This window comes from Rhodococcus sp. NPDC056506 (assembly GCF_042794945.1).
Classification (GTDB): domain Bacteria; phylum Actinomycetota; class Actinomycetes; order Mycobacteriales; family Mycobacteriaceae; genus Rhodococcus_F.
The window spans coordinates 1-16241 of sequence record NZ_JBHTSW010000072.1; the positions used below are offsets into that span (position 1 = coordinate 1).

17 protein-coding genes are annotated in these 16241 nt (G+C 62.2%); 16 read left to right on the top strand and 1 reads right to left on the bottom strand.

The features are described from left to right. The first annotated feature begins 129 nt into the window (after positions 1–129). The 15 genes from prfA to ACFQ6H_RS29165 all read left to right on the top strand — a co-directional run bounded on the left by prfA (position 130) and on the right by ACFQ6H_RS29165 (position 13761). Positions 130–1209: a peptide chain release factor 1 gene (gene prfA, locus ACFQ6H_RS29095; protein ID WP_003941341.1), complete on the top strand. Its 1080-nt coding sequence runs from the start codon at positions 130–132 to the stop codon at positions 1207–1209. A gap of 77 nt (positions 1210–1286) precedes the next feature. Continuing rightward, entirely contained in the window at positions 1287–2219 is a 933-nt protein-coding gene (gene prmC, locus ACFQ6H_RS29100; protein WP_378650313.1) for a peptide chain release factor N(5)-glutamine methyltransferase, read from the top strand. Then, the gene (locus ACFQ6H_RS29105) at positions 2216–2878 is read left to right on the top strand and encodes an L-threonylcarbamoyladenylate synthase (protein WP_230817059.1); all 663 of its coding nucleotides are present in this window, start codon (positions 2216–2218) and stop codon (positions 2876–2878) included. The genes prmC and ACFQ6H_RS29105 overlap by 4 nt, the downstream gene beginning before the upstream one ends. 2 nt (positions 2879–2880) lie before the next feature. Further along, positions 2881–4206 (top strand): serine hydroxymethyltransferase, encoded by a 1326-nt coding sequence (glyA, locus tag ACFQ6H_RS29110; protein ID WP_378650315.1) that lies wholly within the window; start codon positions 2881–2883, stop codon positions 4204–4206. Further along, the gene (locus tag ACFQ6H_RS29115) at positions 4203–5390 is read left to right on the top strand and encodes a glycosyltransferase family 4 protein (RefSeq protein ID WP_378640224.1); all 1188 of its coding nucleotides are present in this window, start codon (positions 4203–4205) and stop codon (positions 5388–5390) included. The genes glyA and ACFQ6H_RS29115 overlap by 4 nt, the downstream gene beginning before the upstream one ends. A 32-nt stretch (positions 5391–5422) precedes the next feature. After that, positions 5423–5893 carry a hypothetical protein gene (locus ACFQ6H_RS29120; RefSeq protein ID WP_378449328.1) on the top strand — a complete coding sequence of 157 codons (471 nt, stop codon included), beginning with the start codon at positions 5423–5425 and terminating at the stop codon, positions 5891–5893. Between the two features lie 280 nt (positions 5894–6173). Further along, the gene (atpB, locus tag ACFQ6H_RS29125; protein ID WP_378539450.1) at positions 6174–7001 is read left to right on the top strand and encodes a F0F1 ATP synthase subunit A; all 828 of its coding nucleotides are present in this window, start codon (positions 6174–6176) and stop codon (positions 6999–7001) included. 82 nt (positions 7002–7083) lie between these two features. After that, positions 7084–7326: an ATP synthase F0 subunit C gene (locus ACFQ6H_RS29130; protein ID WP_378539451.1), complete on the top strand. Its 243-nt coding sequence runs from the start codon at positions 7084–7086 to the stop codon at positions 7324–7326. 7 nt (positions 7327–7333) lie between these two features. Then, entirely contained in the window at positions 7334–7891 is a 558-nt protein-coding gene (locus ACFQ6H_RS29135) for a F0F1 ATP synthase subunit B (protein WP_019749173.1), read from the top strand. A 5-nt stretch (positions 7892–7896) separates the two neighbouring features. After that, the gene (locus ACFQ6H_RS29140) at positions 7897–8721 is read left to right on the top strand and encodes a F0F1 ATP synthase subunit delta (RefSeq protein WP_003941304.1); all 825 of its coding nucleotides are present in this window, start codon (positions 7897–7899) and stop codon (positions 8719–8721) included. Between the two features lie 62 nt (positions 8722–8783). Then, positions 8784–10427, top strand: a complete 1644-nt coding sequence (atpA, locus tag ACFQ6H_RS29145; RefSeq protein ID WP_007726218.1) for a F0F1 ATP synthase subunit alpha — start codon at positions 8784–8786, stop codon at positions 10425–10427. Positions 10428–10475: 48 nt separating this feature from the next. Then, the gene (locus ACFQ6H_RS29150) at positions 10476–11459 is read left to right on the top strand and encodes a F0F1 ATP synthase subunit gamma (protein ID WP_003941320.1); all 984 of its coding nucleotides are present in this window, start codon (positions 10476–10478) and stop codon (positions 11457–11459) included. 3 nt (positions 11460–11462) lie between these two features. Further along, a complete protein-coding gene (gene atpD / locus ACFQ6H_RS29155; protein ID WP_003941349.1) occupies positions 11463–12914 on the top strand; it encodes a F0F1 ATP synthase subunit beta in 1452 nt (483 codons plus the stop codon). Between the two features lie 6 nt (positions 12915–12920). Then, entirely contained in the window at positions 12921–13289 is a 369-nt protein-coding gene (locus tag ACFQ6H_RS29160) for a F0F1 ATP synthase subunit epsilon (RefSeq protein ID WP_003941287.1), read from the top strand. A gap of 49 nt (positions 13290–13338) precedes the next feature. Further along, complete coding sequence (locus tag ACFQ6H_RS29165) at positions 13339–13761, top strand: DUF2550 domain-containing protein (RefSeq protein WP_276117342.1); 423 nt, start codon at positions 13339–13341, stop codon at positions 13759–13761. Between the two features lie 10 nt (positions 13762–13771). Here the strand turns inward: ACFQ6H_RS29165 and ACFQ6H_RS29170 are convergent, their stop codons facing one another. Further along, a complete protein-coding gene (locus ACFQ6H_RS29170; protein WP_019749169.1) occupies positions 13772–14344 on the bottom strand; it encodes a cob(I)yrinic acid a,c-diamide adenosyltransferase in 573 nt (190 codons plus the stop codon). Between the two features lie 54 nt (positions 14345–14398). On the opposite strand from ACFQ6H_RS29170, the gene murA reads away from it, so the two are divergent. Next, positions 14399–15658 (top strand): UDP-N-acetylglucosamine 1-carboxyvinyltransferase, encoded by a 1260-nt coding sequence (gene murA / locus ACFQ6H_RS29175; RefSeq protein ID WP_095971611.1) that lies wholly within the window; start codon positions 14399–14401, stop codon positions 15656–15658. Positions 15659–16241: the final 583 nt, after the last annotated feature.

Sequence of the window (16241 nt, forward strand, 5' to 3'; positions counted from 1 at the left end):
GATCTGCCATGTGCAGATCGGGCGTCGGCTTTTTTGTGCCTGCACTCGGTTTGCGCGTTTCCCGGGTGCCGGCGTCGCACTATCTTCAAGCGCGCACCGTAGGAATCGAAACTCAGAGCGGAGCGAACCATGGCAGGCGCAACCCAGCCCTCGGCCATCGACGACATCTTGGCGGAGCACGCCGGTCTCGAAGCACAGATGTCCGATCCGGCGCTGCACAACGACCCTGCGGCTGCCAGGCGCGTCGGTAAGCGGTTCTCCGAGCTCTCGCCGATCATGTCGACGTACAACAAGCTCACGGCCGCGCAGGACGATCTGGAAGCCGCGCGCGAACTCGCTGCCGACGATTCCAGCTTCGCCGCCGAGATCCCCGATCTCGAAGCCGAGGTCGCGCAACTCGAGCAGACGCTGACCGATCAGTTGGCACCCCGAGATCCGCATGACGGCGACGACATCGTCCTCGAAGTGAAGTCCGGTGAGGGTGGCGAAGAATCCGCACTCTTTGCCTCGGACCTGGCCCGCATGTACGTCCGCTACGCGGAACGGCACGGCTGGCGCGTCGAGATTCTCGACGCGACGGTCTCCGATCTCGGCGGATACAAGGAAGCCACACTGTCGATCAAGAGCAAGTCCGATACCCCGGACGGAGTGTGGGCGCGGCTCAAGTTCGAGGGCGGCGTTCACCGCGTCCAGCGAGTGCCTGTCACCGAATCCCAGGGACGCGTTCACACTTCGGCTGCCGGCGTTCTGGTGTACCCGGAACCCGAAGAGGTCGAGCAGGTCCAGATCGACGAAAGTGACCTGCGTATCGACGTCTACCGTTCGTCCGGCAAGGGCGGTCAGGGCGTCAACACGACGGACTCCGCTGTTCGAATCACGCACCTTCCGACCGGCATCGTCGTCACCTGTCAGAACGAGCGTTCACAGCTTCAGAACAAGGCTCGCGCCATGCAGGTGCTGGCAGCCCGTTTGCAGGTAGTCGCCGAGGAGGCCGCGGACGCAGAAGCGTCGGCAGGCCGCCAGAGCCAGGTACGGACGGTGGACCGTTCGGAGCGCATCCGCACCTACAACTTCCCCGAGAACCGCATCACCGATCACCGCATCGGATTCAAGTCGCACAACCTCGACGCGGTGCTCGACGGTGAGCTCGACGCACTCCTCGACGCATTGGGCAAGGCGGACCGAGAGGCGCGTCTCGCGGCCGAGTAGATGCAGACCATGACGGACCTCCACCCCGCCGGGAACTCGGTGAACCGCGTGTCGGTCGAGCGTGGCAGGCTGTACCCGTGAGTCGACTTCCACTTCGTTTGGCGCTGATCGAAGCTGCAAAACAGCTCGACGCCGCAGGTGTGCCCAGCCCACGCACCGACGCCGAGTTGTTGGCATCCCACCTGCTCGGTGTCGAACGCACGCGCCTCGGATTGATTCCGTTGGTCGATCCCGAGGTCATCGCGGCGTTCGACGAGTTGGTTGCGCAACGCGTGAAGCGGATTCCGTTGCAGCACATCATCGGAGTCGCGTCGATGGGCAACATCGACGTCGCTGTCGGTCCGGGCGTCTTCATTCCGCGGCCCGAAACCGAACTGCTCATGGGTTGGGCGCTCTCGTTCCTCGAAGGTTGCGGAAGCAAGCCGCCGGTAGTGCTGGACCTGTGCACGGGATCGGGTGTCCTCGCGCTGTCCATCGCCGAGGCTCGCCCCGACGCGGTTGTTCACGCCGTGGAGAAGGAGCCCGCCGCGCTGGCGTGGGCGCGTCGTAATGCCGCCGATCGCGAAGCAGTCGGTGATACGCCGATCCACCTGCACCAGGGCGATGTCACCGATCGGAACCTGTTGCCAGGGCTCGAGGGTGGCGTCGATCTGGTCGTGTCCAATCCGCCGTACATCCCCGAAGGCGCGCAATTGCAGCCTGAGGTCATGGATTACGACCCACACACCGCGCTGTTCGGTGGTGCCGACGGCCTGTCCGTCATCAAACCCATGATCAGCAACATCGCGCGGTGGCTTCGCATCGGCGGTGCGGCAGGCATCGAGCACGACGACACCAACGGTGATGGCGTCGCTGCGCTGTTCTCGGCGCGTCGGGTATTCGGCGAGGTCGCGCAGCATCCCGATCTTGCAGGTCGTCCGCGATTCGTCGTCGCCAGACGCGTCGCCACCGACGTCGAAGCCCAGCGGAATCGAACGCCCGAAGCGCAGAGTGAAAGGATGGCTGAGTGAGCACCGTGTACGACTGCAGTCAGACAGATTCCCGAACCGCAGGCTTGGCCGCCGCGAAGAACGCGCTCAAGGCCGGCCGACTCGTAGTTCTCCCCACCGACACCCTCTACGGACTCGCCGCCGACGCGTTCGACAGCGAAGCTGTCACGAGTCTGTTGCGCGCCAAGGGCCGCGGACGTGACATGCCTGTCCCGGTTCTGGTCGGATCGTGGAACACCATCGACGGACTCGTCTACAGCGTGCGCCCGCAGGCGCGGGATCTGATCCGCGCGTTCTGGCCCGGTGGACTGAGCTTGGTCGTCGAGCAGGCACCTTCACTCGCCTGGGACCTGGGCGATACCCGAGGAACCGTCATGCTTCGCATGCCCTTGCACCCGGTCGCCCTCGAATTGTTGCGCGATGTCGGACCGCTTGCCGTCTCGAGCGCGAACATTTCGGGGCGTCCGCCGGCCACCACCGCTGAGGAAGCCCGCGATCAGCTAGGCGGCTCTGCCAGCGTGTACCTCGACGGAGGCAAGGCCGAACACGCCGTTGCTTCCACGATCGTCGACCTGACCGGCAATTCACCGCGTATCTTGCGAGTGGGTGCCGTCTCGGCAGAATCCATCGCCGAGGTATTGGGCACCAGTCCGGAAAGCCTCGTAGAGGGAGTTTCGTAACGATGGTCGGCGCCGGCGGCGAGCGCGCGGGGGAATCCACGTACTGGGGACCGGATTTCGGTGAGCTTGCCACGGCAGATCCCGAGATCGCGGCTATTGCGCTGGCCGAACTCGAGCGTCAGCGCGGCGGGCTTCAACTCATCGCGAGCGAGAACTTCACCAGCCCCGCGGTACTGGCCGCCTTGGGCTCGACCCTGAGCAACAAGTACGCCGAGGGCTATCCGGGTCGGCGTTACTACGGCGGGTGCGAGTACGTCGACGCAGCCGAGAATCTGGCGATCGACCGGGCAAAAGCACTGTTTGGCGCTGAGCACGTCAACGTCCAACCGCATTCGGGGGCCACTGCCAACCTCGCGGTGTACGCCGCATTCGCCAAGCCCGGCGACACCGTACTGGCGATGAGTTTGCCGCACGGCGGGCATCTGACTCACGGATCTCGGGTCAGCTTTTCGGGGCAGTGGTTCACCACCGTTCCCTATCACGTCGATTCGGCCACCGAATTGATCGACTACGACGAGGTTCGCGCCCTGGCTCTGGCGCACAAGCCGAAGATCATCGTCGCCGGCGCGACCGCATACTCCCGCACCATCGACTTCGCAGCCTTCCGCTCGATCGCAGACGAGGTCGGTGCGATCCTGTGGGTCGACGCCGCCCACTTCATCGGACTGGTGGCGGGCCAGGCGATACCGTCGTGCGTTCCCTATGCCGACGTAGTGTCCGCGACGACGCACAAGGTGCTCAGGGGCCCGCGCGGTGGAATGATCCTGTGCCGCAGGCGGCATGCCTCGGCTGTCGATCGCGCGGTCTTCCCCTTCATCCAGGGTGGGCCGATGATGCACGCGATCGCAGCGAAGGCGGTGGCATTCAAAGAAGCGTCGACACCGGAATATCGTTGGTATGCACAGGAAGTGGTTGCCAACGCGTCGGCGCTCGCGCAGTCGTTGGAAGCTCGCGGTCTGCGCACCGTGTCCGGTGGAACCGACACCCATCTGGCGCTTCTCGATCTGCGCGCAAGCGGGGTCACCGGAGTCGACGCCGAGCGCAGGTGCGGCCTGGCATCGATCACTCTCAACAAGAACGCAATTCCGTTCGATCCGCAATCGCCGGCCGTCACGTCCGGCATGCGTGTCGGATCCGCAGCCGTGACGACACAGGGTTTCAACCGTTCCGACATGAGCGTCGTGGGGGAGTTGATCGCGCGCGCAGTTGTCGCGGACCCCGCCACTACGTCCGGTGAGGCCGAGTTGGCATCAGTTGCCGACGGCGTTCGCGAACTGGTTCGGGCAAAGCCTGCCTATCCCCGCCAAACGGGTGATCTCGCGCAGTGATCACTACCTACGAAGCGACCTCATATCTTGCACAGGGGGGCGGGGGAGCAGGTGTCCCCATCCGTGAACTGCTGCTCGTGCTGTGCACGGCGGCGGTGGTGACCTACTTGGCGACTGGCGCAGTCCGGTTGTTCGCGCTGCGGTTCGGCGCTGTCGCCATACCGCGTGATCGGGACGTGCATGTCGAGCCGATTCCGCGTCTCGGTGGCGTCGGAATGTACATCGGCATGGCTGTCGGCCTGCTGTTCGCCCAGCAATTGCCCGCGCTCACAAGGGGTTTCGGCTTCGGGAGTCCTGACGTTCATGCCGCACTCGTTGCGGGAGCCGTCATCGTCCTCGTGGGCGTGATCGACGACAGGTGGGGTCTCGACGCTCTCACCAAGTTCGTGGGTCAGGTGACTGCTGCCGGAGTTCTTGTCGTGATGGGCGTCAGTTGGTTCATCATCTACAACCCGTTCGGCGGTGACGGCGGGTCCACCATCATTCTCGATCAGATTCAATCCGGACTGTTCACGGTTGCTGTTGCCGTGGCAACCATCAACGCCATGAACTTCGTCGACGGTCTCGACGGGCTGGCCGCCGGGTTGGGGCTTATCGCTGCCCTGGCCATCCTCATCTTCTCGATCGGTCTACTGCACGATCAGGGCGGCGACGCGAGTGTCTACCCGCCGGCGATGATTGCCGCGGCATTGGCAGGCGCTTGTCTCGGTTTTCTTCCACACAACTTCAACCCGGCGCGAATTTTCATGGGCGATTCCGGGTCGATGTTGATCGGTCTGATGCTGGCTGCGATCTCCACCAGCGCGTCCGGACGCATTCCGCTTGCTGCCTACGGAACCCGGGATCTGGTCGGCCTTCTTGCGCCGTTGTTGCTGGTCGGGGCTGTGATGTTCATCCCGATGCTGGACATGCTCCTGGCCGTGATCCGCCGGACGAAAGCGGGCGTCAGTCCGTTCAGTCCGGACAAGATGCACCTGCATCATCGACTCTTGCAGATCGGACACTCGCACCGACGAGTCGTGCTGGTCATCTACCTGTGGGTCAGCGTTCTGGCCTTCGGCGCGGTCGGATCGTCGCTGCTCAATCGGCAACTGGTTGTCGTACTCGTTGCGGCAGGTTTGGTCCTTGCACTGTTCTTCACCGCTGTGCCGTCTTTGATCGATCGCAAGCAGCAGCGGCGCTAGCCACTTTTTCCGATCCATTACCCTTGGGCATCGTGACGAACACGCCGCAGCCTGTACCTGCCTCGCAGCCCATCCCTGATTCGACCGCCGCCATGAAGTCGGCCGTGAAGTGGGGTGTCATGGGGCTGATCGCGCTGGCCGTGGTCGGCGCGCTCCTGGGCGGGCTCTTCGCCGGTAAGGAAGGCGTCTACGGCGCCTTGATCGGCGCAGCCGTTGGCGGCGGGTTCATCCTGTTCACGGCGCTGGGCGTGCTGCTCACGGCAAAGCTGCCCGCGCTCACGGCCGGCGCGGTTCTGCTCGGCACGTGGCTGCTGAAGATGATCCTCGCGATGGTGGTTCTCTTCGTCCTCTCGGACATGGATTTCTACAACAAGACCGCCCTCGTCCTGGTCATCATCATGTCGCTGGTCGTGGTGCTCGGAGCGGAGACGTACGGCGTTCTCGGGACCAAAACTCCGTACGTCGATCCCACTCCCAGCAGCAACGTCGACGACGCTGAGTAGTACTACAAGACGTAACTAATCGGACTTCCAGGTACCCCATCTACACAATGTCGTAGATGACTTGATAAGGTTCGGTTCAAGCGAGAGCAATGGTGGGCCGAGTAACACTCAGCCGACGATGCCATGTGCTCGCAGGTGGTCGAAATTCTGACCGCTGAGTCGACGAGAGTCGCCGACACCGACAGACGCCAGGCCCCTCTAGGGTTCTCCAGCTGCTGACGAATGCGCGAGTCGAACTTGTCGACTTGTAGATCGTCAATGTCCGATCGAACCGCAGTCAATGATGGCTGCGGACCGACTACGGGAGAGAACGCTGAGCGTCACCACCCTGGCCGCGGATGAATTCCATGCGCCGTCACTAGACGATTTTTTCCCGCCCTCCGTGTTGATTCACGCGGGCCCCTTCGAGCTCGACCGTCTGATGCTGATCCGTCTGCTGATGTCGGTGCTGGTCGCAGCCTTCTTTGTGATCGCGATGCGCAGCCCTCGACTGGTTCCCCGCGGACTTCAGAACGCAGCTGAGCTTGCGCTCGACTTCGTTCGGATCAACATCGCCGAGGAGATCCTGGGCAAGGAACAGGGCAAGCGCTTCCTGCCGGTCATCACGACGATCTTCTTCATCGTGGTCGCCAGCAACCTGGCCAGCATCATTCCTTTCCTGAACATCTCGCCGAACGCGCGAATCGGTATGCCGCTGGTACTCGCAGCGCTCGCCTACATCGTGTTCAACTACGTGGGAATCAAGAAGTACGGCTTCTTCAAGTACGTCAAGAGCAGCATCGTCGTTCCCGGCGTCCCGTTGCCCTTGCACTTCCTGTTGGTGCCCATCGAGTTCATCTCGACCTTCATCCTGCGTCCGTTCACGCTGATGGTTCGTCTCATGGCCAACATGTTGGCCGGCCACATCCTGCTGGTGCTGTTCTTCAGCGCGACGAACTACTTCTTCTTCGTGTCCGGCGGATTCCAGGCAATCTTCGGTGTTCCGTCGATCATTGCCGGTATCGCATTCACGTTCTTCGAGCTGCTGGTCATCTTCCTGCAGGCTTACGTGTTCGCGTTGCTGACTGCGGTGTACATCGAACTGGCGCTACACGCCGACGAGCACTGACCTTTACCTCCTCACCAGCTACACCAAGAACTGAGCCTCTTGCCGAATCCGGCAGAGGTCAACAGAAAGGGAATGGAACATCATGAGCGTCGCTTACCTTGCGCAGGAAGTTGCCGAGCAGCGGTCGACGGGCTTTGGAGCCATCGGCTACGGCCTCGCCGCCATCGGCCCCGGCATCGGCGTGGGCATCGTCGTCGGTAAGGCAATTGAGGGCATGGTCCGCCAGCCCGAGATGGCCGGCCAGGTTCGCACCACCATGTTCCTCGGTATTGCATTCACCGAGGCCCTCGCATTGATCGGCCTTGTCGCCGGTTTCATTTTCTAAGACAGACATGGGAGCCACCTTCGCAGTGCTCGCGGCAACCGAGGAGACACACAATCCTCTCTTGCCCGAGACATACGACATCGTGTGGTCCGCGGTTGCGCTCGTCGTAGTCGGTTTTGTCTTCTGGAAGCTCGTTCTTCCGAAGTTCCAGAAGGTCTTGGCCGAACGCACCGAGCAGATCGAGGGCGGCATCAAGAAGGCCGAAGACGCACAGGCAGAGGCGGCAGCAGCGCTTGAGCAGTACCGCGCACAGCTCGCCGAAGCTCGTACCGAGGCAGCGCAGATCCGTGAGGAAGCGCGTACCCAGGGTCAGCAGATCATCGCTGACATGAAGGTTCAGGCGCAGGACGAGAGCGACCGCATCGTGGCCGCAGGCCACAGCCAGCTCGTTGCCCAGCGCCAGCAGATCGTCGCTGAGCTCCGCTCGGATCTCGGCAAGACCGCTGTAGACCTGGCCGAGAAGGTCATCGGTGAGTCCCTCGCCGACGACGTGAAGCGCGCCGGAACGGTTGATCGATTCCTCAACGAGCTCGACACCGTCAGCGCTGATTCAGCCAGGAAGTGAGCAACATGTACGCAGCGAGCCGTGAAGCCTTGGCGCAGACTCGTTCTGCGCTGAGCAGTGCCCTGGGCGCCGTCTCTGCAGGAGCCGCAACTGCTGCTTCTGCTCAGGCTGGGTCCGAGCTCTTCTCGGTGGTCGAGGTACTCGACGGCCAGCGCGCTCTTCGCAGCGCGCTGGCTGACGCTTCGGCACCGGCCGCTGGTCGCCAGGCTTTGGCAGAGCAGTTGTTCTCCGGAAAGGTCGGCGCCGAGGCGCTCGCCACCGTGAAGGCAGCTGCAGGCCAGGACTGGTCTGCGGCCCGCGACTTGGTCAACTCGCTCGAACTGCTCGGACGCGAAGCTCTGCTCCGCGCCGCAGCCGATCAGAGCCAGTTGGACACCGTTGAGGACGAGCTCTTCCGTCTCGGTCGCATCGTGGCAGGGGATCCCAGCCTGGAGCAGACGCTCTCGGATCTGTCGGTTCCCGCAGCCCGCAAGCGTGAGTTCCTCTCCCGCTTGCTCTACGGCAAGGTCACCGCGGTCACCGAGGCACTCGCCGGACAGGCCGTCGGCCGGTTGAAGTCTGCGCCCGCAGACACTTTCGATCAGCTGTCGAATCTTGCCGCAGCGCAGCGCGATACCACCGTTGCTCACGTTCGCAGCGCCTCGGCGTTGAGCTCGGAGCAGTCGGATCGCTTGGCCAGCACTCTTACCCGCACCTACGGGAAGCCGGTAGCAGTACACGTCGAGGTTGATCCAGAACTCCTCAGCGGCTTGGTCGTCCGGGTGGGCGACGAGGTTATCGACGGCAGCGCAGCGGGTCGACTCGCAGCACTGCGGAAGAACCTCAAGTAGTCCTTCAGCCGAACACATACTCCAGATCTTTTCGAAGACCAGACACCGAGAGCAGGAAAAACATGGCGGAGCTGACGATCTCCTCCGACGAGATCCGTAGCGCGATCGACAACTACACCGCGAGCTACTCCCCGGAGGCCTCCCGTGAGGAGGTCGGCACAGTGACCGACACCAGTGACGGCATTGCGCACGTCTCTGGCCTGCCTTCGGCTATGTCCAACGAGCTGTTGGAGTTCCCCGGTGGAATCGTCGGCGTCGCGCTCAACCTGGATGCCACCGAAATCGGTGCCGTCATCCTTGGCGATTACCAGAACATCCAAGAAGGCCAGGAAGTAAAGCGCACGGGCGACGTTCTGTCGGTTCCCGTCGGCGATGCTTTCCTCGGCCGCGTCATCGACCCGCTGGGTGCGCCCATCGACGGCCTCGGCGAGATCGAGAGCACCGAAAACCGTGCACTCGAACTGCAGGCTGCTTCGGTGCTCGAGCGTCAGCCGGTCGAAGAGCCGCTCCAGACCGGTATCAAGGCTATCGACGCTATGACCCCGATCGGCCGCGGCCAGCGCCAGCTCATCATCGGCGACCGCAAGACCGGCAAGACCGCGGTCTGCATCGACGCCATCCTGAACCAGAAGGCCAACTGGGATTCCGGCGATGTCAACAAGCAGGTGCGCTGCATCTACGTTGCCATCGGTCAGAAGGGTTCCACCATCGCGGGCGTCAAGGCTGCCCTCGAGGAGAAGGGCGCGATGGAGTACACCACCATCGTTGCTGCTCCGGCATCTGATTCTGCAGGCTTCAAGTGGCTCGCACCGTACACCGGCTCGGCCATCGGCCAGCACTGGATGTACCAGGGCAAGCACGTTCTGGTCGTGTTCGACGACCTGACCAAGCAGGCAGAGGCGTACCGCGCCATCTCGCTCCTGCTGCGTCGCCCGCCGGGACGCGAGGCTTACCCCGGTGACGTCTTCTACTTGCACTCCCGTCTGCTGGAGCGTTCGGCGAAGCTGTCCGACGCACTCGGCGGTGGCTCGCTGACGGCTCTGCCGATCATCGAGACCAAGGCGAACGACGTCTCGGCTTACATCCCGACCAACGTCATCTCCATCACCGACGGTCAGGTGTTCCTCGAGTCCGACCTGTTCAACAAGGGCGTTCGCCCCGCGATCAACGTCGGTATCTCGGTCTCCCGCGTCGGTGGCGCTGCACAGACCAAGGGCATGAAGAAGGTTTCCGGTTCGCTGCGTCTGGAACTGGCTCAGTTCCGTGAGCTCGAAGCGTTCTCCGCCTTCGCATCCGACCTCGACGCTGCCTCCAAGGCTCAGCTCGAGCGCGGTGCCCGTCTGGTCGAGCTGCTCAAGCAGGATCAGTACAGCCCGATCCCCGTCGAGGACCAGATCGTCTCGATCTACCTCGCCGGCGAAGGCATCTTCGACAGCGTTCCGATCGGCGACGTCCGTCGCTTCGAGAAGGAACTGCTCGAAGACCTCAAGCACTCGGCTGCAGGCGTCTACTCCAGCATCAACGGCGGTAAGGCACTCGATGCCGACAACGCTGCTGAGCTGATCGCTGCAACGAACAAGTTCAAGGAAGGCTTCATCGCATCCGACGGAAGCCGGGTCGTGAACGAAGCCGAGGCTGACGCTTTGGGCGCCGACGAGGTCGCGAACGAGCAGATCAACGTCAAGCGCAAGACCGTCAGCAAGTGACGTACGCGCCCATGACACTGCGAATTCCGAAGGGAGAGTGATTGATCGATGGCGAGCATTCTCGAATTGCGGTCTCGTATCAAGTCGGTCAACTCGACCAAGAAGATCACCAAGGCACAGGAACTGATCGCGACTTCGCGTATCACCAAGGCTCAGATTCGCGTCGCCGCGTCCAAGCCGTATGCCGAGGAGATCACGAAGGTACTCACCGAATTGGCGAGTGCGTCTGCTTCGCTCGATCACCCGTTGCTCAACGAGCGTCCGGAGCCCAAGCGGGCTGCCGTGCTTGTTGTCACCAGTGACCGCGGCATGTGTGGTGGCTACAACTCCAACGTCCTCAAGCAGGCAGAAGAGCTCATGGCTCTCCTCCGCAGCGAGGGCAAGGAGCCGGTCGTCTACGTGCTCGGTTCCAAGGGGCTCGGCTACTACACGTTCCGCGGCCGCGACATCGGTGCTGCGTGGACGGGCTTCTCGCAGGATCCGGGTTACTCGGATGCAGCGAAGGCCAGCCGCCACCTGGTGGAGCTCTTCATGGCTGGTTCGGGTAACCAGGTTGCCGCTCCGAACGGTGAAGGCACGATCGAGGGCGTCGACGAGCTCCATATCGTCTACACCCGCTTCGTGTCGATGCTGACGCAGACTCCCGAGGTTCGCCGCATGGCTCCCCTCGAGGTCTTCGTGTCGGAAGAGCGCATCGAACTCGGTGACGACATGCTGACCAACGGCCACGACGACGACCATGACAATGGCCCCGTCGCGGACTTCAGCTTCGAGCCCGAGCCAGAGAAGCTTCTCGGCGCTCTTCTCCCGAAGTACGTCAGCACTCGTATCTTCTCGTCGCTTCTCGATGCTGCGGCATCGGAGTCGGCAGCCCGTCGTACAGCTATGAAGGCCGCGACGGACAACGCAAACGAACTGGTGAACACGTTGAGCCGTCAGGCCAACCAGGCTCGCCAGGCCCAGATCACCCAGGAAATCAGCGAGATCGTCGGCGGCGCCAACGCGCTCGCCTCGAGCGCAGGAAGTGACTAGCACATGACCGCAGCAGTAACCGAAAACAACGGGGCAGGTTCGGCTTCGGCCGTAGCCGGCCGCGTCGTGCGGGTCATCGGTCCCGTCGTGGACGTTGAATTCCCGCGTGGCGCTGTTCCTGAACTGTTCAACGCCCTGAACGCCGAGATCACGCTTCCCTCGGTCGCCAAGACGCTGACGCTCGAGGTTGCACAGCACCTCGGTGACAACCTGGTCCGCACCGTCTCCATGCAGCCCACCGACGGCCTCGTCCGCGGCACTGCAGTGACCGACTCGGGCAAGCCGATCTCGGTTCCCGTCGGTGACGTCGTCAAGGGCCACGTGTTCAACGCACTGGGCGATTGCCTCGACACCCCGGGCCTCGGCCGCGACGGCGAGCAGTGGGGCATCCACCGCAAGCCACCAGCCTTCGATCAGCTCGAAGGTAAGACCGAGATCCTCGAGACCGGCATCAAGGTCATCGACCTTCTCACCCCGTACGTCAAGGGTGGAAAGATCGGCCTGTTCGGTGGCGCCGGTGTCGGCAAGACCGTTCTGATCCAGGAAATGATCACGCGTATCGCTCGCGAGTTCTCGGGCACCTCGGTGTTCGCAGGCGTCGGTGAGCGTACCCGTGAGGGCACCGACCTCCACCTGGAAATGGAAGAGATGGGCGTCCTCCAGGACACCGCCCTTGTCTTCGGCCAGATGGACGAGCCGCCCGGAACGCGTATGCGCGTCGCCCTGTCCGCACTGACGATGGCGGAGTACTTCCGCGACGTTCAGGGCCAGGACGTTCTGCTGTTCATCGACAACATCTTCCGCTTCACGCAGGCAGGTTCCGAGGTTTCCACCCTCCTCGGCCGTATGCCTTCGGCAGTGGGCTACCAGCCCACGCTGGCGGACGAGATGGGTGAGCTCCAGGAGCGCATCACCTCGACCCGTGGTCGCTCGATCACCTCGCTGCAGGCTATTTACGTGCCCGCCGACGACTACACCGACCCCGCGCCGGCTACGACGTTCGCGCACCTCGATGCCACCACCGAGCTCTCGCGCCCGATTTCGCAGATGGGTATCTACCCCGCTGTGGATCCGCTGAGCTCGACCTCCCGCATCCTGGAGCCCGGCATCGTCGGTGCAGAGCACTTCCGCGTTGCCAACGAGGTCAAGCGCATCCTGCAGAAGTACAAGGAACTGCAGGACATCATCGCCATCCTCGGTATGGACGAGCTTCAGGAAGAGGACAAGGTCCTCGTCGGCCGCGCCCGTCGTATCCAGAAGTTCCTCGGCCAGAACTTCATCGTTGCCGAGAAGTTCACCGGTGAGCCCGGCTCCGTCGTGCCGCTCCGCGACACGATCGAAGCCTTCGACCGCGTCTGCAAGGGCGAGTTCGACCACCTGCCCGAGCAGGCATTCAACAGCTGCGGTGGACTCGACGACGTCGAGGCTGCAGCCAAGAAGATGGCCGGGAAGTAGTCCACGATGGCTGAGATGACCGTAGAACTCGTTGCCGTCGAGCAGCGCTTGTGGTCTGGTTCGGCGACGCTGGTCAGCGCTCAGACCACCGAGGGTGAAATCGGAATCATGCCTGGGCATGAGCCGGTCCTCGGTCAGCTGATCGAGGGCGGAACCGTGTCGATCACCTCGGTCGACGGCGAGCGTATCGTTGCTGCAGTACACGGAGGATTCCTCTCCGTCACTGCGACGACGGTGACGATCCTTGCCGAGTCCGCGGACATGGCACAGGACATCGACGTCGAGGCAGCCAAGGCTGTCTTGGCCGAGAACTCGGGCGACCTCGAAGCGATTGCGGTCGCCAAGGGTCAGCTCCGGGCCGTCGAGCGCGCGTAAGTTACTCGAGTAAAGCCGCGACGGGAGCCGACGAACAGTGACATTCGGAATGACTGTATTGATCATTCTGGTTGTGCTGCTCGCGGTTCTCGTCGCGGCTTTTCTGTATCGTCTTGTAGTTTTGCGCCGAGGCGGTACTGCTGCACTGCTTCGTGTCTTGCCATCCCCGGGCGACAGCGGGTGGCGGCACGGAATCATTCGCTACGGCGAAACCACTTTCGTTTTTTTCAAGCTGTCGAGTCTGCGGCCCGGCCCGGACTCCAGAATTGATCGTCAAGGTATCGAGGTCGAGAGCCGTCGCTCTCCCTCAGGCACCGAATTCGACATCATGAGCGACGACATCGTCGTCGTGAAGGTCAACGACGGATCGTCGGCCTACGAAATCGCCTTGGACAGTGGGGCATTGACAGCTTTCCTGTCCTGGGTCGAGTCGCGGCCGGACGGGCGCGCCCGTAGGCGACGCACCGCCTGACCGCTCCCGCTCAAGCCCCGGCGCCGGGCTTCCAGAGCACATCGCCTTCCGGATTTGCCACTCTTCCCATGATGAAGAGCAGATCCGACAACCTGTTGAGGTATTTCGCGGGGAGGACGCTTGTGTCTTCCGGGTTCGCATCGATGGCGGACCAGGCCGCACGCTCCGCACGCCGTGAGACGGTTCTTGCTACGTGAAGCAGAGCTCCCAGGGCAGTTCCGCCCGGCAGAATGAACGAATTCAACGGTGCCAGTTGCTCATTGAGCTCATCGCACCATCCTTCGAGTCGATCGATGTAAGCCTGAGTCACTCGCAGTGGTGGGTACTTCGGATTCTCGACTACAGGGGTGGACAAGTCGGCCCCTGCGTCGAAGAGGTCGTTCTGGATCTGGCGCAGCATCGCGAGGAGATTCTCCGGGGGAGTGCCGAGGGCAACGGCCACACCGATCGCTGCATTGGTCTCGTCGCAATCCGCGTAGGCGATCAGACGCGGATCGTTCTTGGACACGCGGGAAAAATCGCTGAGGCCCGTGGTCCCGTCGTCGCCGGTCCGGGTGTAGATCTTCGTCAGGTGAACAGACATAGGGCTACGGTACCGGCGCGGTGCCGACGAGGTTGTGGCTCTAGGCTGTGAACCGTGAGTGAGCACTTTCTTGTGACCGGGGGTAACCGCCTCGAAGGTGAAGTACTGGTGGGAGGGGCCAAGAACAGTGTGTTGAAGCTGATGGCCGCTGCGCTGTTGGCCGAAGGCACAACTGTCGTGACCAACTGCCCGGACATTCTCGACGTACCCCTGATGGCGGACGTCTTGCGAGGTCTGGGCTGCGAAGTTGAACTCGAAGACTCCGAAGTGCGGATCACGACGCCGGCCGAGCCGAAGTATCACGCTGACTTCGATGCGGTGAAACAGTTCCGAGCGTCGGTGTGTGTTCTCGGTCCGCTGGTCGCGCGCTGTCGCCGCGCTGTTGTCGCCTTGCCTGGTGGCGACGCCATCGGTTCGAGGCCCCTCGACATGCACCAATCCGGGCTCCGCCTGTTGGGTGCGCGCAGCGAGATCGAACATGGATGTGTAGTTGCCGAGGCAGATGACCTGCACGGCGCTAACATTCGCCTGGTGTTCCCGTCGGTGGGTGCAACCGAGAACATCTTGATGGCAGCGGTCCTCGCCCGTGGTGAGACCGTGATCGACAACGCTGCACGTGAGCCCGAGATCGTGGATCTGTGCAACATGCTCAACGAGATGGGCGCCAAGGTATCTGGCGGCGGAAGTTCGACGCTCACCATTCAAGGCGTCCGCAAGTTGGAACCGACTACGCACCGTGTCATCGGTGATCGGATCGTAGCTGCAACGTGGGGCGTCGCAGCCTCTATGACCAGGGGTGATGTCCGCGTTCGCGGGGTGAACCACAAGCATCTCGGACTGGTCCTCGACAAGCTTCGGACAGCCGGCGCGGAGGTGACGCCCGAGGTCGACGGCTTCCGTGTCATCCAGCGAGAACGGCCTAAGGCGGTCAATTTCGCAACCTTGCCTTACCCCGGATTCCCCACTGACCTGCAGCCGATGGCAATCGGTTTGGCTGCGGTTGCCGAGGGCACGTCGATGATCACCGAGAACGTGTTCGAATCACGCTTCCGATTTGTCGAGGAAATGATCCGACTCGGCGCCGACGCTCGTACTGATGGTCACCATGCTGTGATCCGCGGCGTTCCAGTGTTGTCGAGTGCGCCGGTGTGGTCTTCGGACATTCGGGCCGGAGCCGGGCTCGTGCTTGCCGGGTTGGTCGCGGACGGAACCACCGAAGTTCACGACATCTTCCACATCGACCGTGGGTACCCGCGATTCGTCGAGAATCTCCGTGGACTCGGGGGAGTAATCGAGCGGGTGGGCACCGAATAGGTATCAGTGCTCGGCGTCACACTCGGGCCTAGTCGCCGTTGGTGGAATGACAGAACTGTCTGACCTGGCCTTGGCTGACCAATTCGCTGCAGTGACCAGGCGATTTGTGAATTGATTGAAGGTTCGCGTAACTTATTCCAAGTCAGAGCGACACGGACACCGACTCCCGCTTCACGGCGAGTGACACGAGGTTGTACGTAGTGCCTGACCAAATTTCGAAGTAGTTTCCATCATGTATGGTTGTGCTTCACCTCCAGTTCTTACCCGAATGTTTAGCGGTTTGCGCCGATGATCATGATGAGATAGGCTGGAAAAGTTGCCCCGGATCGGCGGCCATAGGGTCGTGGTGATGGTGTGTGCGTGTTCTTTGAGAACTCAACAGTGTGTCGATGAATGTCAGTGCCAAATATTTTTTGGTACTTCGCATGTCGGATGATGTTCCGGGCCTTCGGGTTTCGGTTCTGATGTTCGGGGTGTGAGTATTTTTTGTCGGTGATTGTTCATTCTTCCGTCTGAATGGTTGCCGACACATTTTTTGCTAGTTGAGTTTTTTTGCTAGTGATTTGACTCTTTTTGTCTATGA

Coding starts and splice junctions, on each gene's coding strand:
- ACFQ6H_RS29130 (WP_378539451.1), top strand. CDS start 7,084: ATGAGCGTCGCTTACCTTGCGCAGGAAGTTGCCGAGCAGCGGTCGACG.
- ACFQ6H_RS29150 (WP_003941320.1), top strand. CDS start 10,476: ATGGCGAGCATTCTCGAATTGCGGTCTCGTATCAAGTCGGTCAACTCG.
- atpD (WP_003941349.1), top strand. CDS start 11,463: ATGACCGCAGCAGTAACCGAAAACAACGGGGCAGGTTCGGCTTCGGCC.
- ACFQ6H_RS29165 (WP_276117342.1), top strand. CDS start 13,339: ATGACTGTATTGATCATTCTGGTTGTGCTGCTCGCGGTTCTCGTCGCG.
- ACFQ6H_RS29170 (WP_019749169.1), bottom strand. CDS start 14,344: ATGTCTGTTCACCTGACGAAGATCTACACCCGGACCGGCGACGACGGG.
- atpA (WP_007726218.1), top strand. CDS start 8,784: ATGGCGGAGCTGACGATCTCCTCCGACGAGATCCGTAGCGCGATCGAC.
- prfA (WP_003941341.1), top strand. CDS start 130: ATGGCAGGCGCAACCCAGCCCTCGGCCATCGACGACATCTTGGCGGAG.
- ACFQ6H_RS29140 (WP_003941304.1), top strand. CDS start 7,897: ATGTACGCAGCGAGCCGTGAAGCCTTGGCGCAGACTCGTTCTGCGCTG.
- ACFQ6H_RS29160 (WP_003941287.1), top strand. CDS start 12,921: ATGGCTGAGATGACCGTAGAACTCGTTGCCGTCGAGCAGCGCTTGTGG.
- glyA (WP_378650315.1), top strand. CDS start 2,881: ATGGTCGGCGCCGGCGGCGAGCGCGCGGGGGAATCCACGTACTGGGGA.
- atpB (WP_378539450.1), top strand. CDS start 6,174: ATGATGGCTGCGGACCGACTACGGGAGAGAACGCTGAGCGTCACCACC.
- ACFQ6H_RS29135 (WP_019749173.1), top strand. CDS start 7,334: ATGGGAGCCACCTTCGCAGTGCTCGCGGCAACCGAGGAGACACACAAT.